Raw genomic sequence first — 23718 nt, forward strand, 5'->3', positions numbered from 1 at the left:
CGATGGCGAAGGCCAAAGACCCCGAGCGCTTCGGCATAGTGGCGATCGAGCCTGGCGTGCGGGCCGGCAACATGTGGACCGCGCTCTACGCCTCTTTCGTCAATATCGGCCTGGCGACCACGGTGGCGATCATGACGCCCTACGTGCTGAGCGCCAATCTGGGCGTGCCGCTCGATCGCCAGGGCTCGGCCCTGGGCGTGCTGAACCTCGTCAACGAGATCGCGCTGCTGTTCGTGTTCGGGCTCGCCGGGGCCTTCGCCGACCGGTTCGGCCGCAGGGCGGTCTATGCGATCGGCTTTCTGGCTACGGCGCTCGGCTACGTGCTCTATCCGCTGGCGACCAATCTCTGGGAGCTGTCCCTCTTCAAGGTGGTCTACGCCGTCGGCATCGGGGCGACGACGGGTATGCTGTCGACGATCCTGGCCGACTATGTGAAGGCGCGCGATCGCGGCAAGATCGTCGCCCTGTCGGGGATCCTCAACGGCCTGGGCGTGGTGATGCTGGCCCTGGCCATCGGCAAGCTGCCCTCCATCTTCGTCGCCGACGGCATGAGCGAGAAGGCCGCCGGCCAGGCCGCCCTCGGCGTCGCGGCGGTGATGTGCGTGATCTCGGCGGCGGTGATGTGGCTGGGCCTCAAGCCCGGCGTCGCCACGCGTACGGTCGAGCGGCCCAAGCTGTCGGCCCAGCTGGGCGTCGGCGTCGCGGCGGCCAAGGCCAATCCGCGCATCGTCCTGGCCTATGCCTCGGCCTTCGTGGCGCGCGGCGACCTGGCCATCGTCGGCGCCTACGCCATCGCCTGGGGCAAGAAGGCGGCGCTGGAGAACGGCGCTTCGCTGGCCGAAGCTCTCGACCAGGGGCGCATTCCGTTCATCGTCGCCCAGTCGGCGGCGCTGCTGTGGCCGGTGGTCATCGCTCTGATGATTGACAAGGCCCACCGCCTCACGGCCCTGGCCGCCTGCATGCTGCTGGGCGGCGTCGGCTATCTGGCGACGATGTTCATCGACGACCCGCTGAGCAAGGCGGCCATGCCGCTGTTCGTGCTGCTGGGCGTGGGCCAGATCAGCGCCTTCATCGGCTCCCAGGCCCTGATCGGCAAGGAAGCGCCGGAAGAGGGCCGCGGCGCCGTCATCGGCTTCTTCAACCTGTGCGGCGCCTTCGGCATCCTGGTGCTCGGCACCCTGGGCGGCGTGCTGTTCGACGTCGTCGGCCCGGCCTCGCCCTTCGTGCTGGTCGGCATCCTCAACGCCCTGGTCGGGATCGGCTGCGTGGTCCTGCGGGTGAAGGAGGCGAGGGCGCCGGCGGCCGAAGCGGCCTGAGCCTGCTCCTGCGAGTGTTCAGCGCGCGGTGACGGCGGTCTCGACCGTCACCGCGTCGCCGACCGCGATCTCGCCGCCTTCGACGACCCGGGCGGTCAGGCCGCCGCGGCCGCGCACGGCGTTATAGCCGCCGTCGCCGAGGATCTCGTTCATGCGGCTGCACGGGTGGCAGCCGCCGGTGGCCTCCAGCAGCACGCCTCCGACGCGGAAGCGCTTGTCGGCCAGGCCGAGCAGGTTGATCCCCTCGACCACCAGGTTGCGGCGCAGTTCGAACGGGGAGGCGGGCTCGGCCCGGCCCAGGAAGCCGGCGATGGCGGCCAGGTCCTCGGCCTGGATCAGGGTCACCTGGCGCGAGCCGCCGGGCCGACCGGCATAGTGGTCGCCCACCAGGCCCGCCTCTATCGTGATCCGGGCTCGTTCGGCGGCGACCAGCGGCGCGTGGCGGGCGGGCCTCAGGCCGATCCAGGCCAGGCGGCCGGGGCGCATCGGCCCGGCGATCAGCCGGCCCAGGGGGCTCTCGGGATTGACGCCCCGCTTGGCCCCCGCCGCCATCAGGCCTTCTCGACGAAGCTGTCGATGACCTTCTTCTCGCCGGCCTTGTCGAAATTGACGGTCAGCTTGTTGCCCTCGATCGAGGCCACCTGGCCGTAGCCGAACTTGACGTGGAACACCCGGTCGCCGCGGCTGTAGGCGCTGTTGGTCGGGGCCGAGACGGCCACCAGCCGGCCTTCGCCCTCGATCGGCTTGGACCGCGCCGCCGAGCCGCCGCCGCGCCAGGCCGCGTTGCCGCCGCTTCCGCCGCGATCGGCGAAGCCGCCGCGCGACTGCTGCACCCGGTCCTGGGCCCGCTTCCAGCCGGGGCTGTCGTAGCTGCCGCTCTGGAAGGCGCTGGTGCCCGGATCGTCCCAGCGCGACGAGACCGTCTGCTGCATGCCGGGACCGCCGCCGTAATAGCCCGTCTCCGAACCCGCATCGACGTGCTCCAGCGGCAGTTCGTCGACGAAGCGGGACGGCAGCTGCGAGGTCCAGCGGCCATAGACCTGACGGTTGGCCACGAAGCTGATGCGGGCCTCCTCGCGGGCGCGGGTGATGCCGACATAGGCCAGCCGCCGCTCTTCCTCGAGACCCTTCTCGCCCTTGTCGTCCATGCTGCGCTGGCTGGGGAACACGCCTTCTTCCCAGCCGGGCAGGAAGACCAGCGGGAACTCCAGCCCCTTGGCCGAGTGCAGGGTCATGATCCAGACGGCGTCGCCGGTGGCCTCGCGGTCGAGGTCCATGACCAGCGACACGTGCTCCAGATAGGCTTCCAGGCTGTCGAACTGGCCCATCGACTGGACCAGTTCCTTCAGGTTCTCCAGCCGGGTCTGGCTGGTCGGGCCCTTGTCGAGGCGCAGGGCGTCGGTGTAGCCGCTCTCCTCCAGCACCATCTCCAGCACGCGCTGGTGATGCAGGTTGCCGATCTGGGCGCGCCAGCGGTCGAGGTCGCGGATGAAGTTGCTCAGCGCCGTGCGCGTGCGGGCCGGCAGGTCGTCGCTGCCGATGATCACCCGCGCCGCCTCGACGGTGGAGATCCCCTCCAGGCGGGCGATCTGCAGCAGCTTTTGCACCGAAGTGTCGCCGATGCCGCGCTTGGGCGTGTTGACGATGCGCTCGAAGGCCAGGTCGTCGTCGGGCGACTGGATCAGCCGCAGATAAGCGTGGGCGTCGCGGATCTCGGCCCGTTCGAAGAACCGCGGGCCACCGACCACCTTGTAGGGAATCTGCAGCATCACGAAACGCTCTTCGAAGGCGCGCATCTGGAAGGACGCCCGGACGAGAATGGCCATCTGGTTGTAGCGGCGGCCGGCCTTCTTGGCCCGCTCGATCTCGTCGGCGACCATCCGGCTCTCGGCCTCGCCGTCCCAGACGCCGCTGACCTTGACCTTCTCGCCGCCGGTCTCCTCGGTCCACAGGGTCTTGCCCAGGCGGCCCTTGTTGGCGGTGATCAGCGTCGAGGCGGCCGCCAGGATGTGCTCGGTCGAGCGGTAGTTGCGCTCCAGCCGCACCACCTTGGCGCCGGGGAAGTCGCGCTCGAAGCGCAGGATGTTGTCGACCTCGGCCCCGCGCCAGCCATAGATCGACTGGTCGTCGTCACCCACGCAACAGACGTTCTGGCGGCCCTGGGCCAGCAGGCGCAGCCACAGGTACTGGGCGACGTTGGTGTCCTGGTACTCGTCGACCATCACGTACTGGAAGCGGCGCTGGAAGTCGGCCAGCACGTCGGGGTTGCTCGTGAAGATCGTGATGTTGTGCAGCAGCAGGTCGCCGAAGTCGCAGGCGTTCAGGATGCGCAGGCGCTCCTGGTACTGGCGATAGAGGGTGATGCCCTTGCCGTTGGCGAACTCGCCGGCCTCGGACGGCGGCACCTTGTCGGGCGTCCAGCCGCGGTTCTTCCAGGCGTCGATCAGGCCCGACAGGATGCGCGGCGTCCAGCGCTTGGCGTCGATATTGGCCGCCTCGATCAGCTGCTTGAGCAGCCGCTCGTTATCGTCGGTGTCGATGATCGTATAGTTCGACTTCAGCCCCACCAGCTCGGCGTGGCGGCGCAGGATCTGGGCGGCCACCGAGTGGAAGGTGCCCAGCCAGCGCAGGCCCTCGGCCTCCGGGCCGATGATGTGGGTGATCCGCTCGCGCATCTCGCGCGCGGCCTTGTTGGTGAAGGTGACCGCCAGGATCTCCCACGGCTTGGCGCGGCCGGTGGTGAGGATGTGGGCCAGGCGCGTGGTCAGCACCCGGGTCTTGCCGGTGCCGGCCCCGGCCAGCACCAGGACCGGGCCCTCGGTGGTGACCACGGCTTCGTGCTGCTCGGTGTTGAGACCGTTCAGGTAGTCGGGCGCGGGTCCGCCGCCGCCGGGAGCCTGCGGTCGGGCCAGGTCGGAGATGCGCGGAGCGGGGAGGTCGCCGAAGCGGTCGGACGAGTCGAAGCCGGAAGACATGGGAACATATGTAGCACAAACTTCCTCCGGCTTAAGCCCCGGCCTCGCCGATCCGGAACCTCTCTTGCGACCCTCCCGTTGTTGGGCAGGGACGAAGCAGGAGCAGGAAAATGGCGGAAGAAACCAAATCGGGCGGCGGCAACGGCGGCCTGGCCTTCATCGTCGGCGCGCTGGTGGTGGTCGTGGCGGTGCTGGGCTTCCTGATGTTCTCGGGCGGCCTCACCCAGAAGAAGTCGGTGGACGTCAACATCTCGGCCTCGGCGCCCAAGCTGCCCGACGCCCCGAAGGTTCCCGAAGCGCCCAAGGCCCCTGGCTGAGCCAGGCCGGGCTGAACAAGAGGAGGCGGGCATGGCTCGCCATCATGAACATCATCATCACGAGGGCGCCTGGAGCAGCGCGGCGCTGCTGGGCGTCCTGCTGTTCGTCGCGCTGCTGATCTACGCGGTCTGGCGCTCGGGGCTGCTGGCCGTGCGGCCCGACATCGCCGAGCTGCGGCTGCCGAACCTGGCCCCGCCGACCCAGCCGGTTCCCAATCCCCAGCCGCTGCCGGCGCCTGTGCCGAGGCCGGGGTAGGGGAGCGAAAGGGAACCTCCCCCTGTGGGGGAGGCGGCCGAAGGCCGGTGGGGGGACGGTTTCAGCTTCCGCCGCCTTGGCCGATCTCAGGCTAACTCCCCCCACCGATCGCTTCGCGATCACCTCCCCCACAGGGGGAGGTTCCTATGGCTTCAGGCCCCCGCCCGCTCCAGCGCATAGACCCGGCAGGCCGAGGCCAGCGGGCGTTCGCCGCGGCCGACGTCGATGCGCTGGATCAGGGCGGCGATGCTGATGGCGTCCTGCTTGGCGATGCCGTCGAGCGCCGCCCAGAACTCGGGCTCCAGCGCCAGCGAGGTGGCGTGGCCGGCGAGGTTCACCGATCGCTTCTTCAGACTGCCCATGAGCGGAGTCCCCGGAGATCGCCTGGTCGGCCCTTGAATAAAAATGACGACGTGTCATCTTTACAGGCGTCACGCCGGGAGCATGCCTGATGAGCGCCACCGCGCAAGCCCTTGACGCCGGTTCGGCGCGTCCGCCGCTCGGCGCCCGCGATGCGAGCTTTCGCCTGCAGCCTTTGCGGGCGTTTCGCGCCGTCCGCAGGTTGATCGCCGACAAGGAAGACACGGCCCAGGTGTTCGAGATCATGCGGGCCCTTTCGGGCCGCGCGATCCCCCGCGGCTATGCCCGCCTGCTGAAGACTCCGCAGGGCGGGGCGATCGCCTATCGCCGCGAGGAATTCGCCGACCGGCTGTCGGACGAGGCCTGGCTGGCGCGGTTTCAGCCGGGCACCGTGGGCGCCGCCTATCGCGACTTCATCGCCCCGCGCGGCCTGACCGCAGAGGGACTGGCCGAGGAGAGCCGCAAGGTCGCCGACGCCGACATGGACGCGGCCCATCCGCTGCTCTGGTACGCCCGCCGCCTGCGCGACGTGCACGACGTCTGGCACGTGCTGACCGGTTACGGCACGGATGCGCTGGGCGAGGTCTGCGTGGTGGCCTTCTCCTACGCCCAGACCCGCAGCCTGGGCTTTGCCCTAATCGCCTTCGCCGGCGCCCAGGAGTTCCGCCGCCTGAAGGACGGCCAGCCCTACGGCAAGGCGGTGCGCCAGGCCTGGCGGGCCGGGCGCAGGGCCGCCTGGCTGCCCGAGGTCGACTATCCGGCCCTGTTGGCCATGCCGCTGGACGAGGCGCGGCGGACCCTGCGGATCACCCCGCCGAGCGCCTATGACGCGATCCCGCAGACCCTGCGCGATCACTACCGGCGCGCGGCCTGAACCTGCGCAATTTCGCTTGTACCGCTTAAGCGCGCGGCGTTAGCCTTCCTGCAATCAAAACGGGAGGTTCAGATGTCGCGTCGTCTTTGGTCCGCCGCCTCGATCCTGGCGCTGGCGCTCGTTTCCGCTCCGGCCTGGGCGCAGACCCCGCCGCCGCAGGACGAGCAGGTCGACATCGACGAAGTCGTCGTCACCGGCAGCATGCGCGCGCGCCAGGGCGGCGCCCAGGACATCAATCATTTCCGGGGGCAGTCCGAGGCCGGCCAGATCCCGATGCCCGACACCCTGACGCCGGAGGGGCTGATGGGCGGCTACGACCTTCAGATCCCCGGCGAAGCCTGCGTGCGGGTGCTGTGCGCCACCGGCGAGGCCATGCGCGCCAACCTGCCGCTGTCGCCGGCCGACAAGATCCTGGTCGGCGTAGGCTTCAACTCCAGCATCGACGCCGCCACCTGGAAGCGCGAGCCGCTGAACCTGGTCGCCGTGGTCGACAAGTCGGGCTCCATGGACGGCGAGCCGCTGGACCAGGTGCGCGAGAGCCTGCGGCAGATCGTCGATCAGCTGCGGCCGGGCGACCAGTTCAGCATCGTGCTCTATGGCGACCGCTCGCATCGTCATCTGGAGCCGACGCGGGTGGCCGGCGGCAAGGCCGCTATCCGCAAGGCCATCGACGCCATCGTGAGCGAGGGCTCTACCAACATGGAGGAGGGGCTGCAGGTTGGCTACGAGACAGCCTTCGCGAGCCAGCGCGGATTCAAGGGCGTCACGCGGGTGATGCTGTTCACCGACGAGCAGCCGAACGTCGGCGCGACCGACGCGCAAAGCTTCATGGGCATGGCCAGGGCGGCTTCCCAGCGAGGGATCGGCCTGACGACCATCGGCGTCGGCGAACAGTTCGATGCGCCCCTGGCCACCGAGATCGCCAGCGTGCGTGGCGGCAACCTGTTCTTCCTGCGCGACGAAAGCGACATCAAGGCGGTGTTCACCGGCAAGCTCGACACCATGGTCTCCGAGCTGGCCTACGACCTGAGCCTCAGCGTAAAGGCGCGTCCGGGCTATCGGATCACCGGCGTCTACGGCGCGCCGGAGGACGGCCTCAAGCGTGGCGAGGACGGTGCGGTGTCGATCTCGGTGCCGACCGCGTTCCTGTCCACCGAGGGAGGCGGGCTGATGATCGGCCTGGCCAAGGCCGAGGGGGCGACCTACCTGCCCGAGCCGGCTCTGGCGCCGGGCGAAAGGCTGCTGGACGTGGATCTGCGCTATGTCGAACGCGGCGGGGCGAGCCATGTGCAGCAATTGGCCGTGGCCGCGCCGTCGCAGGCGCCTTCGGCGGGGCTTCGCCTCGGCCATCTGCTGATCGACGAGTTCCAGTCGCTGCACAGGGTCGCGACCCTCTATCACGAGAACAGCGACGAAGAGGGCGCATACCAGACGCTGAAGCGCTTCGATGAGCGTCTGCGGGCCGAGACCGACCCCAAGCTCGCCCCGGAACGCAAGCTGGTCGGCCAGTTGCTGACCCGCACCGCGCTGCTGTCGGGCCATGCCGGCGAAGTGCCGGCCGTGGGGCCCGCCGGCCTGGTCGGCGCCTGGACGGTCGCCAGGGTCGAGGGCGACGGCCAGATCGACCTCAAGCGCGGCGATCGCCTGACGTTCGACGACGAGGAAATGACCGTCGAGCGCCGCAAGGGCGGGGCTTTCGAGGAGGACCCGTCCGAGATCTATGCGGTCAACGATAGCCAGCTGTCCCTCGAGGATTCCGAGCTGGTCTTCGACTACCGCCTTGCCGGCAGCGACTCCCTGGTGCTGACCCACAAGAGGCTGAACCTGCGGCTGGTGCTGAGGCGCACGCCCCAGCCGGTGGCCACCGCTTCGGTCGGCTGACGGCTCAGCCGGTCCGGTCGTCGTCCCGCGCGTGGCGGGCGACGGCCGGGTCGGCGGCGACCGCTTCCAGGATCCAGTCGCGGAAGGCGGCGATCTTGCGCACGCGGCGCCGCTCCTCCGGATAGGCCAGCCAATAGCCGCCGCCGTAGCGGGGCGCGATGTCGAAGGGCTGGACCAGGCGGCCGGCGGCGATGTCGGCGGCGAAGAAGATCGGCGAGCCCAGGGCCAGGCCCTGGCCGGCCATGGCCGTGGCCACCTCCACCGACTGGGCGTCGGCGGCCAGGCGAGGGGCCTCGCCGCCCTGCGGCGGCGCGACCCCGGCGGCGGCGAACCAGACCGCCCATTCGCTGGGCGAGCCGATGCGCGGCGCGTTCAGCAGGTTGGCGGGGGCGTTGAACGGACCGGTCCGGGCCAGGAGCTCCGGCGAGCACAGCGGCGTCTGCACGAACGGCATCAGGTAGTGGGCGGTCAGGCCTGGCCAGTTTCCGTCGCCGGCGCGCAGGGCCAGGTCCGCCTCGCCGCGCGCCAGGTCGCGCATGGCCGCGGTGGTGTCGAGCCGCACGGCGATCTTCGGGTGGGCCAGCTGGAAGCCGCCCAGGCGCGCGGCCAGCCAATGACTGGCCAGGCTCTGCATCGTGGTCAGGGCCAGCACGCTCTCGTCGGTCTCGACCAGGTCGGACAGGGCCGCGCGCAACAGGGCCATGGAGTCGGTGGCCGCCCGCGCCAGCCGCTCGCCGGCCGGGGTCAGGGCCACCTCGCGCACCTTGCGCACGAACAGGGCCTGGCCCAGCCGCTGTTCCAGCGCCTTGATCTGCCAGCTGACGGCGGCCTGGGTCACGCCCAGCTCGTCGGCGGCGCGCGTGAAGCTCTTCAGCCGGGCGGCGGCCTCGAAGGGGCGGATGGCGCTGAGCGGGATGGAGGCGAGGATGTCAGGCATAAGGATAACTTATCCATAGCGCAACGAACCGCGTTTGTCGCGGCCGCTGAATACGTCGATCCTCCTTGCACCACATGGAAGGAGGAGACGCCGCCATGGAAGAGATCCACAAGACCCATAAGGAAACCACGTTCGGCTGGGTGTGGGCGATCGAGCGCCTGATCGCCGCCTGGAAACGCCAGGCCGAGGTCCCGCCGGCGCCGGTGGTCGGCGTCTGCCAGGGCCTGCCCAAGGGCGCGCGCTATCTGGCGCCGCGCTGACGTCGCCGAACCAACAGCAGCACGATGAACCCGGCCGCCAGGGTTGCGGCGGCCGAGATCGCCGTCCGCCAATGAACCTTGCGGGTCCGGTCGCCCTCGGCTCGGGCCGCCAGATGCGCCTTCTGGTCTTCCGGGCGCAGCAGCCAGTCCTGGCCGGACTTGGCGCCGAGCAGGATTCGCTGCGGCGCGGGTCCGGTCGTTTCGTAGTAGCGGATGGCGACGTAGCGGCCGGCATGGTCGCCCATCCGTCCCCGGCCGTTCAGGCAGGGCGTCGCCGGCGCCTCGTTGCGCGGCTCGCACAGCAGCTTCAGGCGGCGGCCATCGACGGTCTCGTAGTCGAACCCGTTCGGTTGCGGGGCGTCGGTGCGGCTGGAGATGACCCCGATGGTGCGGACGGTCTTGTCGCGCGGCGGCGGCGTCCAGGCCGGGTCGAGCGGGACCGCCGCGTTCCACACCAGGTGCCAGCCCATGAAGGCCACCAAAACCGGGGCGAGTCGGAAGGCCAGATCCTGGAACGGCCAGGGATTGCGGGGAGGCTTGGTCATTCGGTCCGGAGCGAGGTGGAGGCGGTGGCCGGGGTCTTGCGGCGAAACGAGCCGAAGACGATCACGCCGATGATCGCAACGAACGCCGCGCCCGTGATCGTGTACTGAGTCCGCGCGAAGACTTCCCGGCTCTTCTCGCTCGCCGCATCTGCGGCCAGGCGGGCGGCCTGGTCTTGTGGATGCAGGATCCAGCGTCGGCCGGCATTGGCGCTCAGCAGGATCCGCTGCGGCTCGCCGTCGCCGACGCCGGGCAGTTCGTAATAGCGCACATCGACGCGCTGACCGGCGTAGTCGCCCAGGCGTCCGCGTGCGGCCAGGCAGTTGTCCTTGGTCATCGGCGAGGCGTCGGCATAGGGCGTGCAGCGCAGGCGCAGATGGCCGCCGCTCAGATTGAAGAAGTCATAGCCGCGGGGCTGGAGGGCGTCGGTGCTGCTGGCGAAGGCGCCGCCGGCGACGAAGGTCTGGTTGCGCGGCGGCGGGGTCCAGGCCGGGTCGAGCGGGATCACCCAGTTCCAGAACTGATGGCCGCCGACGATCACCACGACCATCACGGCGAGATAGGCGACCAGCTCGGCGACCTTTCGCTGCGTGCTGGAAAACGATTCCGCCTGGCGCGTGCGGTGGAACGGCTCCGTCATTCCTCGCGCTTGGCGCCGTCGAGGGTGCGCGACAGCTTCTCGGCGCGGGCGGCGTCGAGGGTCTTGTCGGCCTTGGTGCGGCCGAAGCGGGCGCGGTTCTCGACCGCCGTCTGCTTGGCGTCGGTCTTGGCCTTGGCCTTGCGGGCCTTGTTGAGGTTCAGGATCTCGGCCATCGGTCTTGGCGTCTCAGGGCTTCGGCGGTTGGGCCGGTGTCGCGGCGGGCTTGGGAGCGCGCTTGCTGGCCGGGCGGATGATCAAGGTCTCCTGCAGGTGCAGGCTTTCACCCTTCTTGATCACATAGGGCGCGCGTCCGGGGAAGACGCAGTTCTGCATCGACAGCTCGTTGCGCAGGATCCAGCGGGTGATCGGCTTGTCGCCCGCCTTGCAGCTGAGGCCGACGGTCCAGGCCGGCACGCCCGGCGCGGCGGGCCAGGCGAAGCCCATGGCCTTGCCGGCCTCGACCGGTTCGTTCTGCGGCTTCACCGGCTTGCCGCCCGCGCCGAACACCAGGGCGTCGGGCCGGATCAGGCGAATCGAGAAGCCGCCATAGCCCTTGACGTCGTTGCTGCCGCCCAGGGCAAGGGTGTCGGTGCGGGCGGTGATGACGGTGTCGAAGTCGATCCGCCGCACGCCGCCCTTCAGCGGATGGACGGTGACCTTGGTGGTCTCGGCGGCGGCGTAGACCACCTCCGGCCCCGAATTGACCAGCCAGTCGGCCTTGATGGTCACGATCCCGCGCCCGGCCGCGTCGCCCTCGAAGGCGCGGTCGTGCACATGGAAGCTCAGCCCCTGCATGAACCAGCCGTCGCCGATACTCTTGCCGTTCACCAGCACCTGATGCCAGCTCCAGAACGCCCCGCGCTGGTGCAGGTGGTCGGCGGGCCGGTCCTCGGTCAGCACCGTTCCGTCCGGCGCATAAAGCGGGTGGACGTAGTTGGAGCGGCCGGGCTCCTTGGCCGGGTCCAGCGGCTTGGTGCGGTAGACGAGGGCGGTCTTGCCGTCTTCGGTCACGGTGATGGCGTCGTCGCTGAGCGCGGCGTCGATGCGGCCGGCGGCGGCCGTGGTCGCGGCGGCCGTCAGCAGGAGGGCGAGCAGGGCGGCGGTCTTCATCATCAGGAGAGGTCGTCCTTGGCCAGGGCGCGGGCGAGGGCGGGGCGAGCATTGGCGCGGGCCAGCCAGTCGTCATAGACGGCGTGGGCCGGCAGCATCTGGCGGGCGAACTGCAGTAGGCTGACGAACAGGATGTCGGCCGCCGAGAACTGCTCGCCCAGCAGCCAGGGCTGCTTTTCCAGCGTGGTGCGCAGGCGCGCGTCGAGGGCCTCGTACTGCGCCTTGTCCTGGTCGTCCTGCCGGCGCTTCCAAAGGTTGGTGACCGCCGGCTCCAGCACGCCGGCATAGTAGGCCAGCCAGGTCAGGTAGGGGCCGCGATGCGGGTCGCTGATCATGGGGCCCAGGCCCGCGGCCGGGAACTTGTCGGTCAGGTAGAGGGCGATGGCGGCGCTTTCGGTGATCAGCACGCCTTCGTTCAGCAGGGCCGGCACCTGGCCGTGCGGGTGGGGGTTGCGCGGATCGGGCGCCCCCGTGCCGGTGGTGCTGCGGAAGATGTCGACCTTCTCGATCCGGTAGGGCGCGCCCAGCTCCTCCAGCAGCCAAAGGAACCGGGTCGAGCGCGAGCGCGGCGCATGGAAGAGCGTGAGCATCTGGCGTCTCCTTGAACTCTTTTGGAGCCCGTCTGGCGCGCGGGCCTTGCCGGTGAACGTATGGCGAACGTCACGCGCGGGCAATCGGAAACCAATGATCGCCAAAAGTCGTTTAGACGGTCAGGACCGCGTCGCCGCGGCGCGGCCTATGGGAGGACACGTCCATGATGGATGCATCTCAAATCCGCGAACATCTCGAAGTCGTCGGTTCGGACGGCAAGCACGTGGGCCGCGTGGACCACGTGGTCGGCACGGAGATCGAACTGGCCAAGTTCGACCTCGGCGGCGGCCTCAAGCACCACATGATCCCGCTGTCGTGGGTCGAATATGTCGATGAGGAAGTCGTGCACCTCAGCCTGACCCAGGAAGACGCCAAGGCCCGCTGGCGCGAAAAGCACTGAGGGGATGGCACCCTCGTCCTTCGACAGGCTCAGGATGAGGGCCAATGAAAAAGCCGCGGTCCTTCGACCGCGGCTTCGTCATGTCCGGATGGACGAGAGAGCCTACTTCACGCTGGCGCAGAAGCGCTGGATGCGTTCGCAGGCGTCCGTCAGCACCTCGCTCGAGGTGGCGTAGCTGATGCGGAAGAACGGCGACAGGCCGAAGGCCGCGCCGTGCACGACCGCCACGCCTTCGGCTTCCAGCAGTTCGCCGGCGAAGTCCTCGTCGGTGGCGATGACCTTGCCCGAGGGCGCGGTCTTGCCGATCACGCCGGCGCAGGACGGATAGACGTAGAAGGCGCCTTCCGGGGTCGGGCAGTGCAGGCCGGAAGCCTGGTTCAGCATCGACACCACGAGATCGCGACGCTCTTGGAACAGCTTGGCGTTCGGCTTGATGAAGTCCTGCGGGCCGTTCAGGGCCTCCAGCGCCGCCCACTGGCTGATCGAGCAGGGGTTGGACGTCGTCTGGCTGATCATCTTGCCCATGGCCTTGATCAGCGCTTCGGGACCCGCGGCGTAGCCGATGCGCCAGCCGGTCATCGAATAGCCCTTCGAGACGCCGTTCATCGTCAGGGTGCGGTCATAGAGCTTGGGCTCGACCTGGGCGATGGTGGTGAACTCGAAGTCGTCGAACACCAGGTGCTCGTACATGTCGTCGGTCAGCACCCAGACCTGCGGGTGGCGCAGCAGCACTTCAGCCAGCGCCGCCAGCTCGGCGCGGGTATAGGCGCCGCCCGACGGGTTGGACGGGCTGTTGATGATCAGCCACTTGGACTTGGGCGTGATCGCCGCTTCCAGGGCTTCCGGCGTGAGCTTGAAGCCGCTCTCGGCGGTGGTCTCGACCGACACCGGCGTGCCGCCGGCCAGCAGGGTCATGTCGGGATACGACACCCAGTACGGCGCGGGGATGATCACTTCGTCGCCCGGATTCAGGGTGGCGACCAGGGCGTTGTAGATCACCGGCTTGCCGCCCGGGGCGACGTGGACCTGGCTCGGCTTGTAGTCCAGGCCGTTCTCGCGCTTGAACTTGGCGCAGATCGCCTGCTTCAGGGCGGGCATGCCGTCGGGGTCGGTGTACTTGGTCTGGCCGTCGCGGATCGCCTGGATCGCGGCGTCCTTGATGTTGTCCGGGGTGTCGAAGTCCGGTTCGCCGGCGGAAAGGGCGATCACGTCACGACCGGCGGCTTTCAGCGCGCGCGCCTTGGCGCTGATGGCGATGGTGGCCGACGGTGCGATGCGCCGCAGGGCGGCGGACTCGAGCGACATGGTCTGGGACTCCCCTGGAAAGGACCGGTTTCAGGATTGCGGCGGTCTTTACGCCCGAGCCTTTCGCGGCGCAACGCGAGACGTCCCTAAAGCGGCGCTTCTTGCCAGGCTGTGGCGGTCGCGCTACCGCTACCATCGCAGAACAAGGGTCCGGCGCACGTACGGCGGTCCCAAACGTCGGGGGACGTGGTCGGAGCAATCCGGCGTTCCCATGGGAAGGAAACGGCCCGCCGACTCGCTGGGGCGAGCGGCCAGAAGTCATTCCTGTCGGAAGGGGGAACCACCAATGAAGAAGACCATCCTCGGAGCCGCCGTCGCGGTTATCGCTCTGTCGCTCTCGGCGCCGATCGCCTCGGCCCGCGACGAGGGCATCATGAAGTACGCGCTCAATAAGCCGTCGGCGGCCTGGAACGTCTACGGCTCGGGCCAGACCAACGCGGTGGTCAAGGACAAGGCCGTGACCGGCGGCGGCGGCACGCGGGTCGTGGTCGGCACGCCCACGCCGGCCGCGCCCTGGAACGCCTCGGGCAGCCAGGCGGTCAACGGCAAGATCGCCAAGGGCGACGTCATCACCGTGGCCTTCTGGGCCAAGGCCGAAGCCGTCGAGGGCGGGCCGGCCGCCGCCACCGTCACCAATGTCCGCGTCCAGCAGGCCGCCGAGCCCTGGGGCGGCATCGTGGAGGGCGGCGCGGTGAAGATCGATAGCGGCGAATGGAAGATCTACAGCGTCAGCGGCCGCGCTGCGATGGACGCCGACAAGGGCGGCGCCTCGGTCGCCCTGCACCTGGGCGCGTCTAAGCAGACGGTCGTGCTGGGGCCGTTGTTCGTGCTGGATTTCGGGGCCAACTACGATCCGTCGCAGGTGAAGTAGAGCAAGCCATAGCGATGCTCCCCCTGAAGGGGGAGCTGTCGCGGAGCGACTGAGGGGGAAGTGATCGCGGCATGTCAGCAGCCGCTTCCCCCTCCGGCCCTTCGGGCCACCTCCCCCTTCAGGGGGAGGATCCTTACGTCCGAACCGCTTCCACGAACCCCGCCAGGTGCTTGCGAAGCCCCTCGATCGTGCGCTCGTCGGTCAGCGCGCCGTCGATGATCTTCGTATGGGCCTGGCCGACCAGCACGTCGCCCTGCGGCTCGGTGCGGGCGCCGGCGCGGCGCAGGGACAGGCGCAGGGCGTCCTGGGCGCGGACCGTGCCGGTGATTCCCGGCGAGGCGCCGAACAGGCAACAGAGCTTGCCGGCCAGCGGTGCGGGCTTGCCGCGCGAGGCCCAGTCGACGGCGTTCTTCAGCACGCCGGTGATGCCGCCATTGTATTCGGGACAGGCGATGACCAGGCCGTCGGCGGCGGCGACCGCCTCTTTCCAGGCGGCGACGGCCGGCGGATCGCCCTCGTCCTCGAGGTCCTGGTCGAATAGCGGCAGGTCGCGCAGCGAGAAGATCGTGATCGTCACGCCCTCGGGCGCCAGGTCCTGGGCGGCGCGGAGCAGGGCGGTGTTGAGCGAGGCGGCCCGCAGGCTGCCGGAAACGCTGAGAAGGTTCATGCGCGACTCCGAGGGAAAGGGGAGGCGCGACCATGCCCGGCGTCGTCCGCGCCCGGCAAGCCTCAGCCGGCGCGCGCCGTGCGGTCGTCCTGGGTCAGGTGCAGCAGGCCGGCGACCTGGGTCCACAGGCGGCCGATCTCCTGGGCCGCGGCGTCGGCGGGCTCCCACTCCAGCACCGAGCGGCCGTGCGAGAACGACTGCTGGAAGGCCGCGCAGTACGTCGGAGGCCGAGCGCTGCGGATCGATGTCGGCCAGGATCGTCCGGCGACCGGCCAAATGGGCGGCGATCGCCAGGTTGACGGAAAGAGTGGTTTTGCCCGCGCCTCCCTTGCGCGAGATGACGGCCAAGGTCTTCACGTTCGTTTACTCACTACGCCCGCGTCCCCCTGCAGGCCTGTGGATAACTGGCGTTGGTATACGACGTTATCGCAACGTCAAAGTCGCCACGCGGGAATCCGGGCGCTCGGCGCCCGCCGCGGGGGCGAACTTTTCCCGTCGATGCACAACGGCCACGCTTTTGACGCCATCGCGGCGCTTGACCCCGCGATAGCCATGCGCGAGGCAAGGGCCGTGATCATCCGCCGTCTCATCGACTTCTTCACCAACATGGACGCCCGCGCCTGGCGCGCGGTGGCCGTCTCCTTCGTGCTGTTCGGCGGGGTGGGGATCGTCTTCCTGTTCGGCGCCCAGTTGCTGGGCCTCAACGGCGAGACCACGGTCGAGCAGTGGCTGACGGCCGCCCACGGCCCCTGGGCCCTGCCCGTCGCCGTCGGCGCCTTCGCGGCCCTGGCCTTCGTCGGCGTGCCGCAGTTCGTGCTGATCGCCGCGGCGGTGGTGGCGTTCGGCCCGTGGACGGGCCTGGCCTACAGCTGGATCGGCACCCTGGTCTCGTCGCTGGTCGGCTTCTGGGTCGGCCGGGCGTTCGGCGGCAAGATGCTGGCCAGCCTGCCGGGCGAAGGCGTCCACAAGTTCATGAAGCTGATCGGCAAGAACGGCTTCCTGGCCAGCCTGATCGTGCGCCTGGTGCCGTCCGCGCCGTTCATCGTCGTCAACATGGCCGCCGGCGTCACGCCGATGAAGGTGCGCGACTTCACGGCCGGCACCGCCATCGGGATCATCCCCAAGATCGCCCTGACCGCCTTCGCGGGCAACACCATCGTCCAGGCGATGCGGGGCGGGGGCGTGCAGCACATCGTGATGCTGGTCGTCGCGGCCGCGATCTGGATCGGCGCGGGTTGGGTCGCCCGCAATTGGCTGAAAGCCAAGGAAGAACAAGCCGACCAATAATGGCGTCTGGGGTATTTATTACCCCGCGCGCGGCGAAATGCCCGTGTCGCGAGCAAACGGCTTGCTGGATTCGGCGCGGTTCGCTAAACAATCCGTCATGTGCCGCGAACGCGACAATCTTCTTCTCCTTGCGCTGGGGCTTAGCCGCCCCTGGGCGTCCGTCTAGCCGCGCGTACGTATCGTCGCGGCCGGTCGCTCAGGGGTGAACCGCCCTTCAGCCCTCCGGACCTCGCGAAAGACACCTTCATGACCGCCCCCATCTCGCCCGTCGCCGCTGATTCCAAGATCGCGCCGGGCCGCGACAATGTCGTCATCTTCGACACCACCATGCGCGACGGCGAACAGTCGCCCGGCGCCTCGATGTCGTTGGAAGAAAAGCTGGAACTGGCCAAGATCCTCGAGGAGATGGGGGTCGACATCATCGAGGCCGGCTTCCCGATCGCCTCGAACGGCGACTTCCAGTCGGTCAACGAGATCGCCAAGATCGTCAAGAACTCGACCATCGCCGGCCTGTGCCGCGCCCACCAGGTCGATATCGACCGCTGCGCCGAGGCCCTGCGCCCGACCCAGCGCGGCCGCATCCACGTGGTGATCGCCACCTCCGACCTGCACATGAAGCACAAGCTGCAGATGGAGCCGGACGCCGTCATCGACGTGATCGCCCGCTCGGTGACCCACGCCCGCAACCTGCGCGACGACGTCGAGTGGTCGGCCGAGGACGCCACCCGCAGCGACCGCCAGTTCCTGCGCCGCGCCATCGAGACCGCCATCAAGGCCGGCGCCACGACGATCAACCTGCCCGACACGGTGGGTTACACCTATCCGTCGGAATATGCCGACCTGTTCAACTGGATGACCCAGAACGTCGAGGGCGCCGACAAGGTGATCTTCTCGACCCACTGCCACAACGACCTGGGCCTGGCCGTGGCCAACAGCCTGGCCGGCGTGCAGGGCGGCGCCCGCCAGATCGAGTGCGCCATCAACGGCCTGGGCGAGCGGGCCGGCAACGCCGCGCTGGAAGAGGTGGTGATGGCCCTGAAGGTGCGCGGCGACAAGCTGCCCTTCCAGACCGGCATCGACACCACCCACATCACCCGCGCCAGCCGCTACGTATCGGCCATCACCGGTTTCCCGGTGCAGTACAACAAGGCCATCGTCGGCAAGAACGCCTTCGCGCACGAGAGCGGCATCCACCAGGACGGCATGCTCAAGAACCGCGAGACCTACGAGATCATGACCCCGGAATCGGTCGGCCAGGCGCCGTCCAGCCTGGTCATGGGCAAGCACTCGGGTAGCCACGCCTTCCGCGCCAAGCTGAAGGACCTGGGCTACGAGCTGGGCCAGAACGCCCTGAAGGAGGCCTTCGGCCGCTTCAAGGATCTGGCCGACCGCAAGAAGCACGTCTACGACGACGACATCATCGCCCTGGTCGACGACGCCCTGGCGCGCGGCTCGGAGAAGATCCGCGTCTCGCACCTGCGCGTGGTGGCCGGCACCGAAGGCCAGTCGGCCGAACTGACGCTGGACGTCGACGGCCAGCCCAAGAGCGCCGAGGCCTCGGGCGATGGTCCGGTCGACGCCGTGTTCAACGCCATCCACAAGATCGTGCCGCACAGCGCCGCCCTGCGCCTGTTCCAGGTGCATGCGGTCACCGAAGGAACCGACGCCCAGGCCCAGGTCTCGGTGCGTCTGGAAGAGGACGGCCGCATCGCCACCGGCGCGGCGGCCGACACCGACACCCTCACGGCCTCGGCCAAGGCGTACGTCAACGCCCTCAACAACCTCTTCGCCCGCAAGGAAAAGAGCGCGCCGGCGGCCATCGCCAGCGGGTTCTGAGGCTAGCGCCTCACCTGTTTACTAGCTGACGGGGCAGGGCGGCTCTAGGCCGCCTTGCGCCAGCCCCAGCGACGCGTCGCCAGGATCTCGGCGGCGAGGTGCGCCTGAGGCTGCACGTCCAGGCCCAGTTGGGCCAAGCCGTCGCACAGAGACAGGCGGTCCTCCGCGTTCACCACGGCGCCGACATCGATCACCATCACTCCGCCCGGGCGTAGCAGGCCCAGGGTGGAGGCTGCGACCGCACGCATGTCGTCGGCCGTGGGGCAGCCCATGACCAGCAGGACGTCGTTGCGTTCATCCGCCGCCGAACAGGTCGCTCGTCGAGCGATCTCGACGCGCTGGTAGCCGCGCCGCCACAACTGGCCCATGGCTTGGGCGGCGTCGGGGCCGGTGACGGCGACGAAGCAGAGCGGGGTGGCCTGGGCGAGCTCGAGCATGCGGTCGAGCGTCGGGTCGATCCCCTCGGTCGGAACGCCCAGCAGAAACTGCGCGGCTTGACGAAGCGGATGGGCAGACATGGTGAACACCTTGTTAGGGAACGCAGCTTAAGTGCGCCAACCCCGCTGTTCTGACGCCCCGCCGCGTCAGGGCGCTATTCGTAAACCCGCCGCCGGCGTAAGGGCGGCATAAAGGAGCCGAACCCATGAGCTCGACCCTGGAAGGCAGCGTCGCCTCGCCGCCGCGCTGGCACGAGATCGCCATGCGTACGATCGAGGCCGGCTTCGACATGTCGTCCGAGGCGCGCATCGGCGAAATGCTTCGCATGCTTGCCGTCGGCCGCAAGGCGCTGCTGGAGATGGGCACGGGCACGGGCCTGGCGACCGCCTGGCTGCTGGACGGCATGGACGAGGACGCGCGCCTGGCCACTGTCGACAACGACCCTGAGGTCCAGGCCGTGGCGCGCGAAGTGCTGGGCGAAGATCCGCGGGTCGATTTCGTGACCGAGGACGGCGCGAGCTATCTGGCCGGCCAGAATGACGGCGGCTTCGACCTGATCTTCGCAGACGCCATTCCCGGCAAGTACGAGGGCCTGGAAGACGCGCTGCGCCTGTTGCAGGTCGGCGGGATCTACGTGGTCGACGACATGTCGCCCCAGCCGAACTGGCCCGAAGGCCACCAGGCGCGGGTCGATGACCTGGTGCTGCGCCTGGCCAGCGATCCGCGCCTGGCCATCGTCGGCATGGACTGGGCCTCGGGCGTCCTGGTGGCGGCGAAGAGAGCAGCATGATCTGGATCCCCATCACCATCGCCGCCGCCGGCCTTCAGGTCGCTCGCAACGCGGCGCAGCGTTCGGTGATGGGCGGGGCCGGCCCCTGGGGCGCGACCCTCGTGCGGTTCCTGTTCGGCCTGCCGTTCGCGATCGTCTTCGCCGCGATCGCGTTCCTGGTCACCAAGGACCCTCAGGCGCATCTGACGATGCGCTTCTGGCTGGGCGCCTTCGCCGGCGCGGGCCTGCAGATGGCGGCGACGGCGGCGCTGCTGGTCGCCATGCAGCGCTCGTCCTTCGCCCTGGGCACGGCCCTGCAGCAGAGCGGCCTGCCGTTCGCCCTGATCTGGGGCGCGGTGCTGTTCGGCGACCATATCAGCGGCCTGCAATGGGCCGGCGGCCTGGTGGCCACGGCGGGTCTGGCGGCGCTGTCCTGGCCGCGCGGTCCGGTGACCATGAAGCGCGGCGCGGCCCTGGCCGGGCTGGGGGCGGGGGCGATGTTCTCGCTCAGCGCCAACTGCTTCCGCCAGGCCTCTTTGACCTTCGATCCCGCGCATCTGGCCTTTTCGGCCTTCGTCACGGTGATGGTGGTGCAAGCCATCCAGTCGGTGGTGCTGACGGCGATCCTGCTGGTCCGCAACCCCGACGCCGTGGTCGCCGTGCTGGCCGCATGGCGCAAGTCGCTGGGCGCGGGTTTCTGTGGCGCGGCCGCCTCGGGCCTGTGGTTCACGGCCATGGCGCTGTCGCCGGTGGGGCCGGTGAGGGCGGTCGGCGTGGTCGAGATCCCCCTGGCCGCCCTGGCGGGCCGCAGGCTGTTCGCGGAACGTTTGACTCTGTTTCAGATCCTCGCCGGGGTGGTCACGGCGCTCGGAGTCATCATGGCCGCCCTCGGCTAGGGCCTGTCCATTTTCGGATCTCGATCCGAAAATGGAAAAACAGGCCCTATTCTGAAGCGGGGGCGCGACGGGCGCCGAAACCGCTGAACACTTTCGGCTGTCGCGCCCCAGTTTTCGCCACGTTTATGCGTTCCCCCTGCCGCTTCGCTCACGAGTTTGAAACAGGTGAGAAGGCTTGGCGAATAGACCTTGATATCAACGCTTTCGCGGTGCAAACGGGCGGCGTCTCCCACACTCTTCCGGTGGTTGGACGACGGCGCGGCCCGGCGGCTGCGCTCCCGTCGCCGCAGGAAGGCGCAGGGCAGGTCGAGGCGATGATCCGCGTACGCGGGGAATCATGTTGTCCTCTTCCTGATTTGCAGTAGGAGCCTTTTTCTCGCCTGTTCCGTCGGCTCCGACGGGAAAGGCTCCTCACCCGCGGTTCTCCGCGGTCCGACGTCTCGCCCCTTCTACCCCTCAGTCAGGGTTTTCGATGTTCTCTTCCCTCTTCGGCGTCATCTCGAACGACATCGCCATCGACCTGGGCACGGCCAACACCCTGATCTACCAGAAGGGCAAGGGCATCGTGCTGAACGAGCCGTCGGTCGTTGCGCTGCGCAATGTCGGCGGTCGCAAGATCGTGCACGCCGTCGGCATCGAGGCCAAGCAGATGCTGGGCCGCACCCCGGGCCACATGGAAGCCATCCGCCCGATGCGCGACGGGGTCATCGCCGACTTCGAAGTCGCCGAAGAGATGATCAAGTACTTCATCCGCAAGGTTCACAACCGCAAGGGCTTCGTGAACCCCAAGGTGATCGTGTGCGTGCCGTCGGGCGCCACCGCCGTGGAACGCCGCGCCATCAACGACAGCTGCCTGAACGCCGGCGCCCGCCGCGTCGGCCTGATCGACGAGCCGATGGCCGCCGCGATCGGCGCCGGCCTGCCGATCCACGAGCCGACCGGTTCGATGGTCGTCGACATCGGCGGCGGCACCACCGAGGTGGCCGTGCTGTCGCTGTCGGGCATCGTCTATTCGCGCAGCGTCCGCGTCGGCGGCGACAAGATGGACGAGGCGATCATCAGCTACATGCGTCGCCACCATAACCTGCTGATCGGCGAAACGACCGCCGAGCGCATCAAGAAGGAAATCGGCACCGCCCGCGCGCCGGCCGACGGCGAAGGCCTGTCGATCGACGTCAAGGGCCGCGACCTGATGCAGGGCGTGCCGCGCGAAGTCCGCATCAGCGAAAAGCAGGCCGCCGACGCCCTGGCCGAACCGGTCGGGCAGATCGTCGAGGCCGTGAAGGTGGCCCTGGAAGCCACCCCGCCGGAACTGGCTTCGGACATCGCCGACAAGGGCATCATGCTGACCGGCGGCGGCGCGCTGCTGCGCGGCCTGGACGCCGAGATCCGCGACCACACCGGCCTGCCGGTGACCGTGGCCGACGATCCGCTGTCGTGCGTCGCGCTCGGCTGCGGCAAGGTGCTCGAGCATCCCAAGTGGATGAAGGGCGTCCTCGAGTCGACCCTGGCCTAAGCCTAGTACAATCCGCATCGGCGCCGGGGGGCGCCAGGAGAACAGTTCGTGCCCTTTCGTGAAGGTCCGCTCGGCGACCTGAAAGTGCCGCTCACCTGGACCGCGGCCGTGGCGCTCATCGTCGCGGTCGTGATCGCGGTGGCCTTCCTCCTGGCCGATCGGCGCGAGACCCTGCAGCAGCAGGCCTACGGCGTCACCCGCCAGACGGTCGACACGGTGGCCAAGCCGGTCAGCGGCGTCATCGCCGCGCCCGGCCGCTGGACCGGCGTCGGCGTCGGCGCGGTGCGCAACTACTTCTTCGCCGGTTCCGAGAACGCCCGCCTGAAGGCCGAGCTTCAGGAGATGCGGGCCTATCGCGACAAGTACCTGGCCCTGGTCGACGAGAACGACCGCTACAAGTCTCTGCTGGGCCTGAAGACCGATCCGCCGATCCCGATGGCCGCCGCCCGCGTGGTGGCCGACAGCCGCGGCCCCTTCGCCAACACCCGCCTGGCCGACGCCGGCAAGGAAAAGGGCGTCGTCGTCGGCAATCCGGTGATGAACGAGCGCGGCCTGGTCGGTCGCGTCGTCGGCGTCGCGCCCGGCGCCAGCCGCGTGCTGCTGCTGACCGACATCGCTTCGCGCACGCCGGTGATGATCGACCGCACCAACGCCCGCGCCATCCTGACCGGCGACGGCGGCCCCAATCCCAAGCTGGACTATCTGCGCGGGGCCGACCCGATCCAGGCTGGCGACCGGGTCGTCACCTCGGGCGACGGCGGCGTGGTGCCGCGCGGCCTGCCGGTGGGCGCGGCCGTCAAGGGCCTGGACGGCCGCTGGCGCGTGGTGCTGTTCGCCGACAGCGCCTCGATCGACTACGTCCGCATCCTGCTGTTCAAGGACTTCGCTCAGCTGGCCGACCAGCAGGCCCTGGCCGCCAAGGTGCTGCCGCCGGTGATCACCGAGAACCCGCAGGACTCGATGCTGGGCCCGGCCAAGCCGGCGACCCCGGCGCCGGCCGCCGGCGCTTCGGCGACCACGCCCGCCGGGACCGTCGCGCCCAAGCCGACGACGGCGGGAGCGGTCGCTCCCACGGTCGCCAAGCCGCCCGCCGCCAGGCCCGCCGCGCCCAAGCCGACCACCACGACCACGCCGCCGGCCGCCGCCCCGGCCAGGACGCCGCAATGACCGGCGCCCGGCCCCTCAATCCGGGGCGCTGGCTGGGCGTCCCCATGCTGTTCGTGGTGCTGGCGACCCTGGCGTTCGCCGCGCCGATCCGCATGTGGGGCCTGCAACTGCCCGAGCCGGTGTTCGCCATGGTGCCGGCCTTCGCCTGGGCGGTGATCCGGCCTTCGATCCTGGCTCCGTTCGCCCTGCTGCTGCTGGGCCTGTTCCTCGACACCTTCTGGGGCGGCCCGACCGGCCTGTGGGGCCTGTCGCTGCTGGTCGCCTACGCCTCGGTGCTGGCGGGCCGCAACATGCTGACCGGCCAGAGCCGGCCGATGATGTGGGCCTGGTACGCCGGCGCCTGCGCCATCACCATGGCCGCGGGCTTCCTGTTCACGATGATGGACAGCCTGGCCATGCCCAGCCTGGTGGCGGTGTTCTGGCAGTTCCTGGTCACGGCCCTGCTGTTTCCCTTCGCGCATCGGCTGATCGATCGCTTCGAAGACGCCGACGTCCGGTTCCGGTGA

Annotated in this window: 27 protein-coding genes; 15 read left to right on the forward strand and 12 right to left on the reverse strand. The window is 69.3% G+C overall.

The window, feature by feature from the left end:
• Window positions 1–2 precede the first annotated feature (2 nt).
• A complete protein-coding gene (locus I4Q42_RS23440) occupies window positions 3–1316 on the forward strand; it encodes an MFS transporter (protein ID WP_198578517.1) in 1314 nt (437 codons plus the stop codon).
• 18 nt (window positions 1317–1334) lie between these two features.
• Here the strand turns inward: I4Q42_RS23440 and I4Q42_RS23445 are convergent, their stop codons facing one another.
• Together I4Q42_RS23445 and I4Q42_RS23450 are read right to left on the reverse strand one after the other, a co-directional pair.
• Window positions 1335–1868: an MOSC domain-containing protein gene (locus I4Q42_RS23445; protein ID WP_198578518.1), complete on the reverse strand. Its 534-nt coding sequence runs from the start codon at window positions 1866–1868 to the stop codon at window positions 1335–1337.
• On the reverse strand, window positions 1868–4291 hold the full coding sequence (locus I4Q42_RS23450; RefSeq protein ID WP_198578519.1) for a DUF3553 domain-containing protein: 2424 nt from the start codon (window positions 4289–4291) through the stop codon (window positions 1868–1870). The genes I4Q42_RS23445 and I4Q42_RS23450 overlap by 1 nt, the downstream gene beginning before the upstream one ends.
• A 110-nt stretch (window positions 4292–4401) precedes the next feature.
• Between I4Q42_RS23450 and I4Q42_RS23455 the strand changes: the two genes are divergently transcribed.
• A complete protein-coding gene (locus I4Q42_RS23455; RefSeq protein WP_198578520.1) occupies window positions 4402–4608 on the forward strand; it encodes a hypothetical protein in 207 nt (68 codons plus the stop codon).
• 31 nt (window positions 4609–4639) lie between these two features.
• Window positions 4640–4864, forward strand: a complete 225-nt coding sequence (locus tag I4Q42_RS23460) for a hypothetical protein (protein ID WP_198578521.1) — start codon at window positions 4640–4642, stop codon at window positions 4862–4864.
• A gap of 152 nt (window positions 4865–5016) precedes the next feature.
• Here I4Q42_RS23460 and I4Q42_RS23465 read toward each other — a convergent pair whose 3' ends face one another.
• Window positions 5017–5226, reverse strand: a complete 210-nt coding sequence (locus I4Q42_RS23465) for a ribbon-helix-helix domain-containing protein (protein WP_198578522.1) — start codon at window positions 5224–5226, stop codon at window positions 5017–5019.
• 89 nt (window positions 5227–5315) lie between these two features.
• On the opposite strand from I4Q42_RS23465, the gene I4Q42_RS23470 reads away from it, so the two are divergent.
• Window positions 5316–6098: a Coq4 family protein gene (locus I4Q42_RS23470; protein ID WP_198578523.1), complete on the forward strand. Its 783-nt coding sequence runs from the start codon at window positions 5316–5318 to the stop codon at window positions 6096–6098.
• Between the two features lie 72 nt (window positions 6099–6170).
• A complete protein-coding gene (locus I4Q42_RS23475) occupies window positions 6171–7979 on the forward strand; it encodes a vWA domain-containing protein (RefSeq protein ID WP_198578524.1) in 1809 nt (602 codons plus the stop codon).
• A gap of 4 nt (window positions 7980–7983) precedes the next feature.
• On the opposite strand, the gene I4Q42_RS23480 is transcribed toward I4Q42_RS23475, so the two are convergent.
• The gene (locus I4Q42_RS23480) at window positions 7984–8916 is read right to left on the reverse strand and encodes a LysR substrate-binding domain-containing protein (protein ID WP_198578525.1); all 933 of its coding nucleotides are present in this window, start codon (window positions 8914–8916) and stop codon (window positions 7984–7986) included.
• Between the two features lie 95 nt (window positions 8917–9011).
• On the opposite strand from I4Q42_RS23480, the gene I4Q42_RS23485 reads away from it, so the two are divergent.
• Window positions 9012–9176: a hypothetical protein gene (locus tag I4Q42_RS23485; protein ID WP_198578526.1), complete on the forward strand. Its 165-nt coding sequence runs from the start codon at window positions 9012–9014 to the stop codon at window positions 9174–9176.
• Here the strand turns inward: I4Q42_RS23485 and I4Q42_RS23490 are convergent.
• Genes I4Q42_RS23490 through I4Q42_RS23510 form a run of 5 tightly spaced genes read right to left on the reverse strand, consistent with a single transcriptional unit; the run spans window position 9158 to window position 12059 of the window.
• Window positions 9158–9721 (reverse strand): hypothetical protein, encoded by a 564-nt coding sequence (locus I4Q42_RS23490; protein ID WP_198578527.1) that lies wholly within the window; start codon window positions 9719–9721, stop codon window positions 9158–9160. The genes I4Q42_RS23485 and I4Q42_RS23490 overlap by 19 nt on opposite strands.
• The gene (locus tag I4Q42_RS23495) at window positions 9718–10359 is read right to left on the reverse strand and encodes a hypothetical protein (protein WP_198578528.1); all 642 of its coding nucleotides are present in this window, start codon (window positions 10357–10359) and stop codon (window positions 9718–9720) included. The genes I4Q42_RS23490 and I4Q42_RS23495 overlap by 4 nt, the downstream gene beginning before the upstream one ends.
• A complete protein-coding gene (locus I4Q42_RS23500) occupies window positions 10356–10532 on the reverse strand; it encodes a DUF4169 family protein (protein WP_198578529.1) in 177 nt (58 codons plus the stop codon). Before I4Q42_RS23500 ends, I4Q42_RS23495 begins: the two co-directional genes overlap by 4 nt.
• A gap of 13 nt (window positions 10533–10545) precedes the next feature.
• A complete protein-coding gene (locus I4Q42_RS23505) occupies window positions 10546–11472 on the reverse strand; it encodes a DUF6807 family protein (protein ID WP_198578530.1) in 927 nt (308 codons plus the stop codon).
• On the reverse strand, window positions 11472–12059 hold the full coding sequence (locus I4Q42_RS23510; RefSeq protein WP_198578531.1) for a glutathione S-transferase family protein: 588 nt from the start codon (window positions 12057–12059) through the stop codon (window positions 11472–11474). Before I4Q42_RS23510 ends, I4Q42_RS23505 begins: the two co-directional genes overlap by 1 nt.
• Window positions 12060–12223: 164 nt before the next feature.
• Here I4Q42_RS23510 and I4Q42_RS23515 point away from each other — a divergent pair, with 164 nt between their 5' ends.
• On the forward strand, window positions 12224–12460 hold the full coding sequence (locus tag I4Q42_RS23515; RefSeq protein ID WP_198578532.1) for a DUF2171 domain-containing protein: 237 nt from the start codon (window positions 12224–12226) through the stop codon (window positions 12458–12460).
• Window positions 12461–12562: 102 nt separating this feature from the next.
• On the opposite strand, the gene I4Q42_RS23520 is transcribed toward I4Q42_RS23515, so the two are convergent.
• The gene (locus I4Q42_RS23520) at window positions 12563–13765 is read right to left on the reverse strand and encodes a pyridoxal phosphate-dependent aminotransferase (RefSeq protein ID WP_198578533.1); all 1203 of its coding nucleotides are present in this window, start codon (window positions 13763–13765) and stop codon (window positions 12563–12565) included.
• A 286-nt stretch (window positions 13766–14051) separates the two neighbouring features.
• Between I4Q42_RS23520 and I4Q42_RS23525 the strand changes: the two genes are divergently transcribed.
• Window positions 14052–14636 (forward strand): hypothetical protein, encoded by a 585-nt coding sequence (locus I4Q42_RS23525; protein ID WP_198578534.1) that lies wholly within the window; start codon window positions 14052–14054, stop codon window positions 14634–14636.
• Between the two features lie 133 nt (window positions 14637–14769).
• Here I4Q42_RS23525 and I4Q42_RS23530 read toward each other — a convergent pair whose 3' ends face one another.
• Entirely contained in the window at window positions 14770–15660 is an 891-nt protein-coding gene (locus tag I4Q42_RS23530) for an NAD(P)H-dependent oxidoreductase (RefSeq protein ID WP_198578535.1), read from the reverse strand.
• A 216-nt stretch (window positions 15661–15876) separates the two neighbouring features.
• On the opposite strand from I4Q42_RS23530, the gene I4Q42_RS23535 reads away from it, so the two are divergent.
• Entirely contained in the window at window positions 15877–16590 is a 714-nt protein-coding gene (locus I4Q42_RS23535) for a TVP38/TMEM64 family protein (RefSeq protein ID WP_198578554.1), read from the forward strand.
• 246 nt (window positions 16591–16836) lie between these two features.
• Complete coding sequence (locus I4Q42_RS23540) at window positions 16837–18426, forward strand: 2-isopropylmalate synthase (protein WP_198578536.1); 1590 nt, start codon at window positions 16837–16839, stop codon at window positions 18424–18426.
• 44 nt (window positions 18427–18470) lie between these two features.
• On the opposite strand, the gene I4Q42_RS23545 is transcribed toward I4Q42_RS23540, so the two are convergent.
• Window positions 18471–18944, reverse strand: coding sequence for a hypothetical protein (locus I4Q42_RS23545; protein WP_198578537.1), 474 nt, complete (start codon window positions 18942–18944; stop codon window positions 18471–18473).
• Window positions 18945–19069: 125 nt separating this feature from the next.
• Between I4Q42_RS23545 and I4Q42_RS23550 the strand changes: the two genes are divergently transcribed.
• The 5 genes from I4Q42_RS23550 (at window position 19070) to I4Q42_RS23570 (ending at window position 23718) form a co-directional block, all read left to right on the forward strand.
• Window positions 19070–19654, forward strand: coding sequence for an O-methyltransferase (locus I4Q42_RS23550; protein WP_198578538.1), 585 nt, complete (start codon window positions 19070–19072; stop codon window positions 19652–19654).
• The gene (locus I4Q42_RS23555; RefSeq protein WP_198578539.1) at window positions 19651–20529 is read left to right on the forward strand and encodes a DMT family transporter; all 879 of its coding nucleotides are present in this window, start codon (window positions 19651–19653) and stop codon (window positions 20527–20529) included. Before I4Q42_RS23550 ends, I4Q42_RS23555 begins: the two co-directional genes overlap by 4 nt.
• 472 nt (window positions 20530–21001) lie before the next feature.
• Window positions 21002–22045: a rod shape-determining protein gene (locus I4Q42_RS23560; RefSeq protein WP_056761599.1), complete on the forward strand. Its 1044-nt coding sequence runs from the start codon at window positions 21002–21004 to the stop codon at window positions 22043–22045.
• 48 nt (window positions 22046–22093) lie between these two features.
• Entirely contained in the window at window positions 22094–23212 is a 1119-nt protein-coding gene (mreC, locus tag I4Q42_RS23565; protein ID WP_198578540.1) for a rod shape-determining protein MreC, read from the forward strand.
• Window positions 23209–23718 carry a hypothetical protein gene (locus I4Q42_RS23570; protein ID WP_198578541.1) on the forward strand — a complete coding sequence of 170 codons (510 nt, stop codon included), beginning with the start codon at window positions 23209–23211 and terminating at the stop codon, window positions 23716–23718. Before mreC ends, I4Q42_RS23570 begins: the two co-directional genes overlap by 4 nt.

It is taken from the genome of Caulobacter hibisci (assembly GCF_016135805.1).
Lineage (GTDB): Bacteria > Pseudomonadota > Alphaproteobacteria > Caulobacterales > Caulobacteraceae > Caulobacter > Caulobacter hibisci.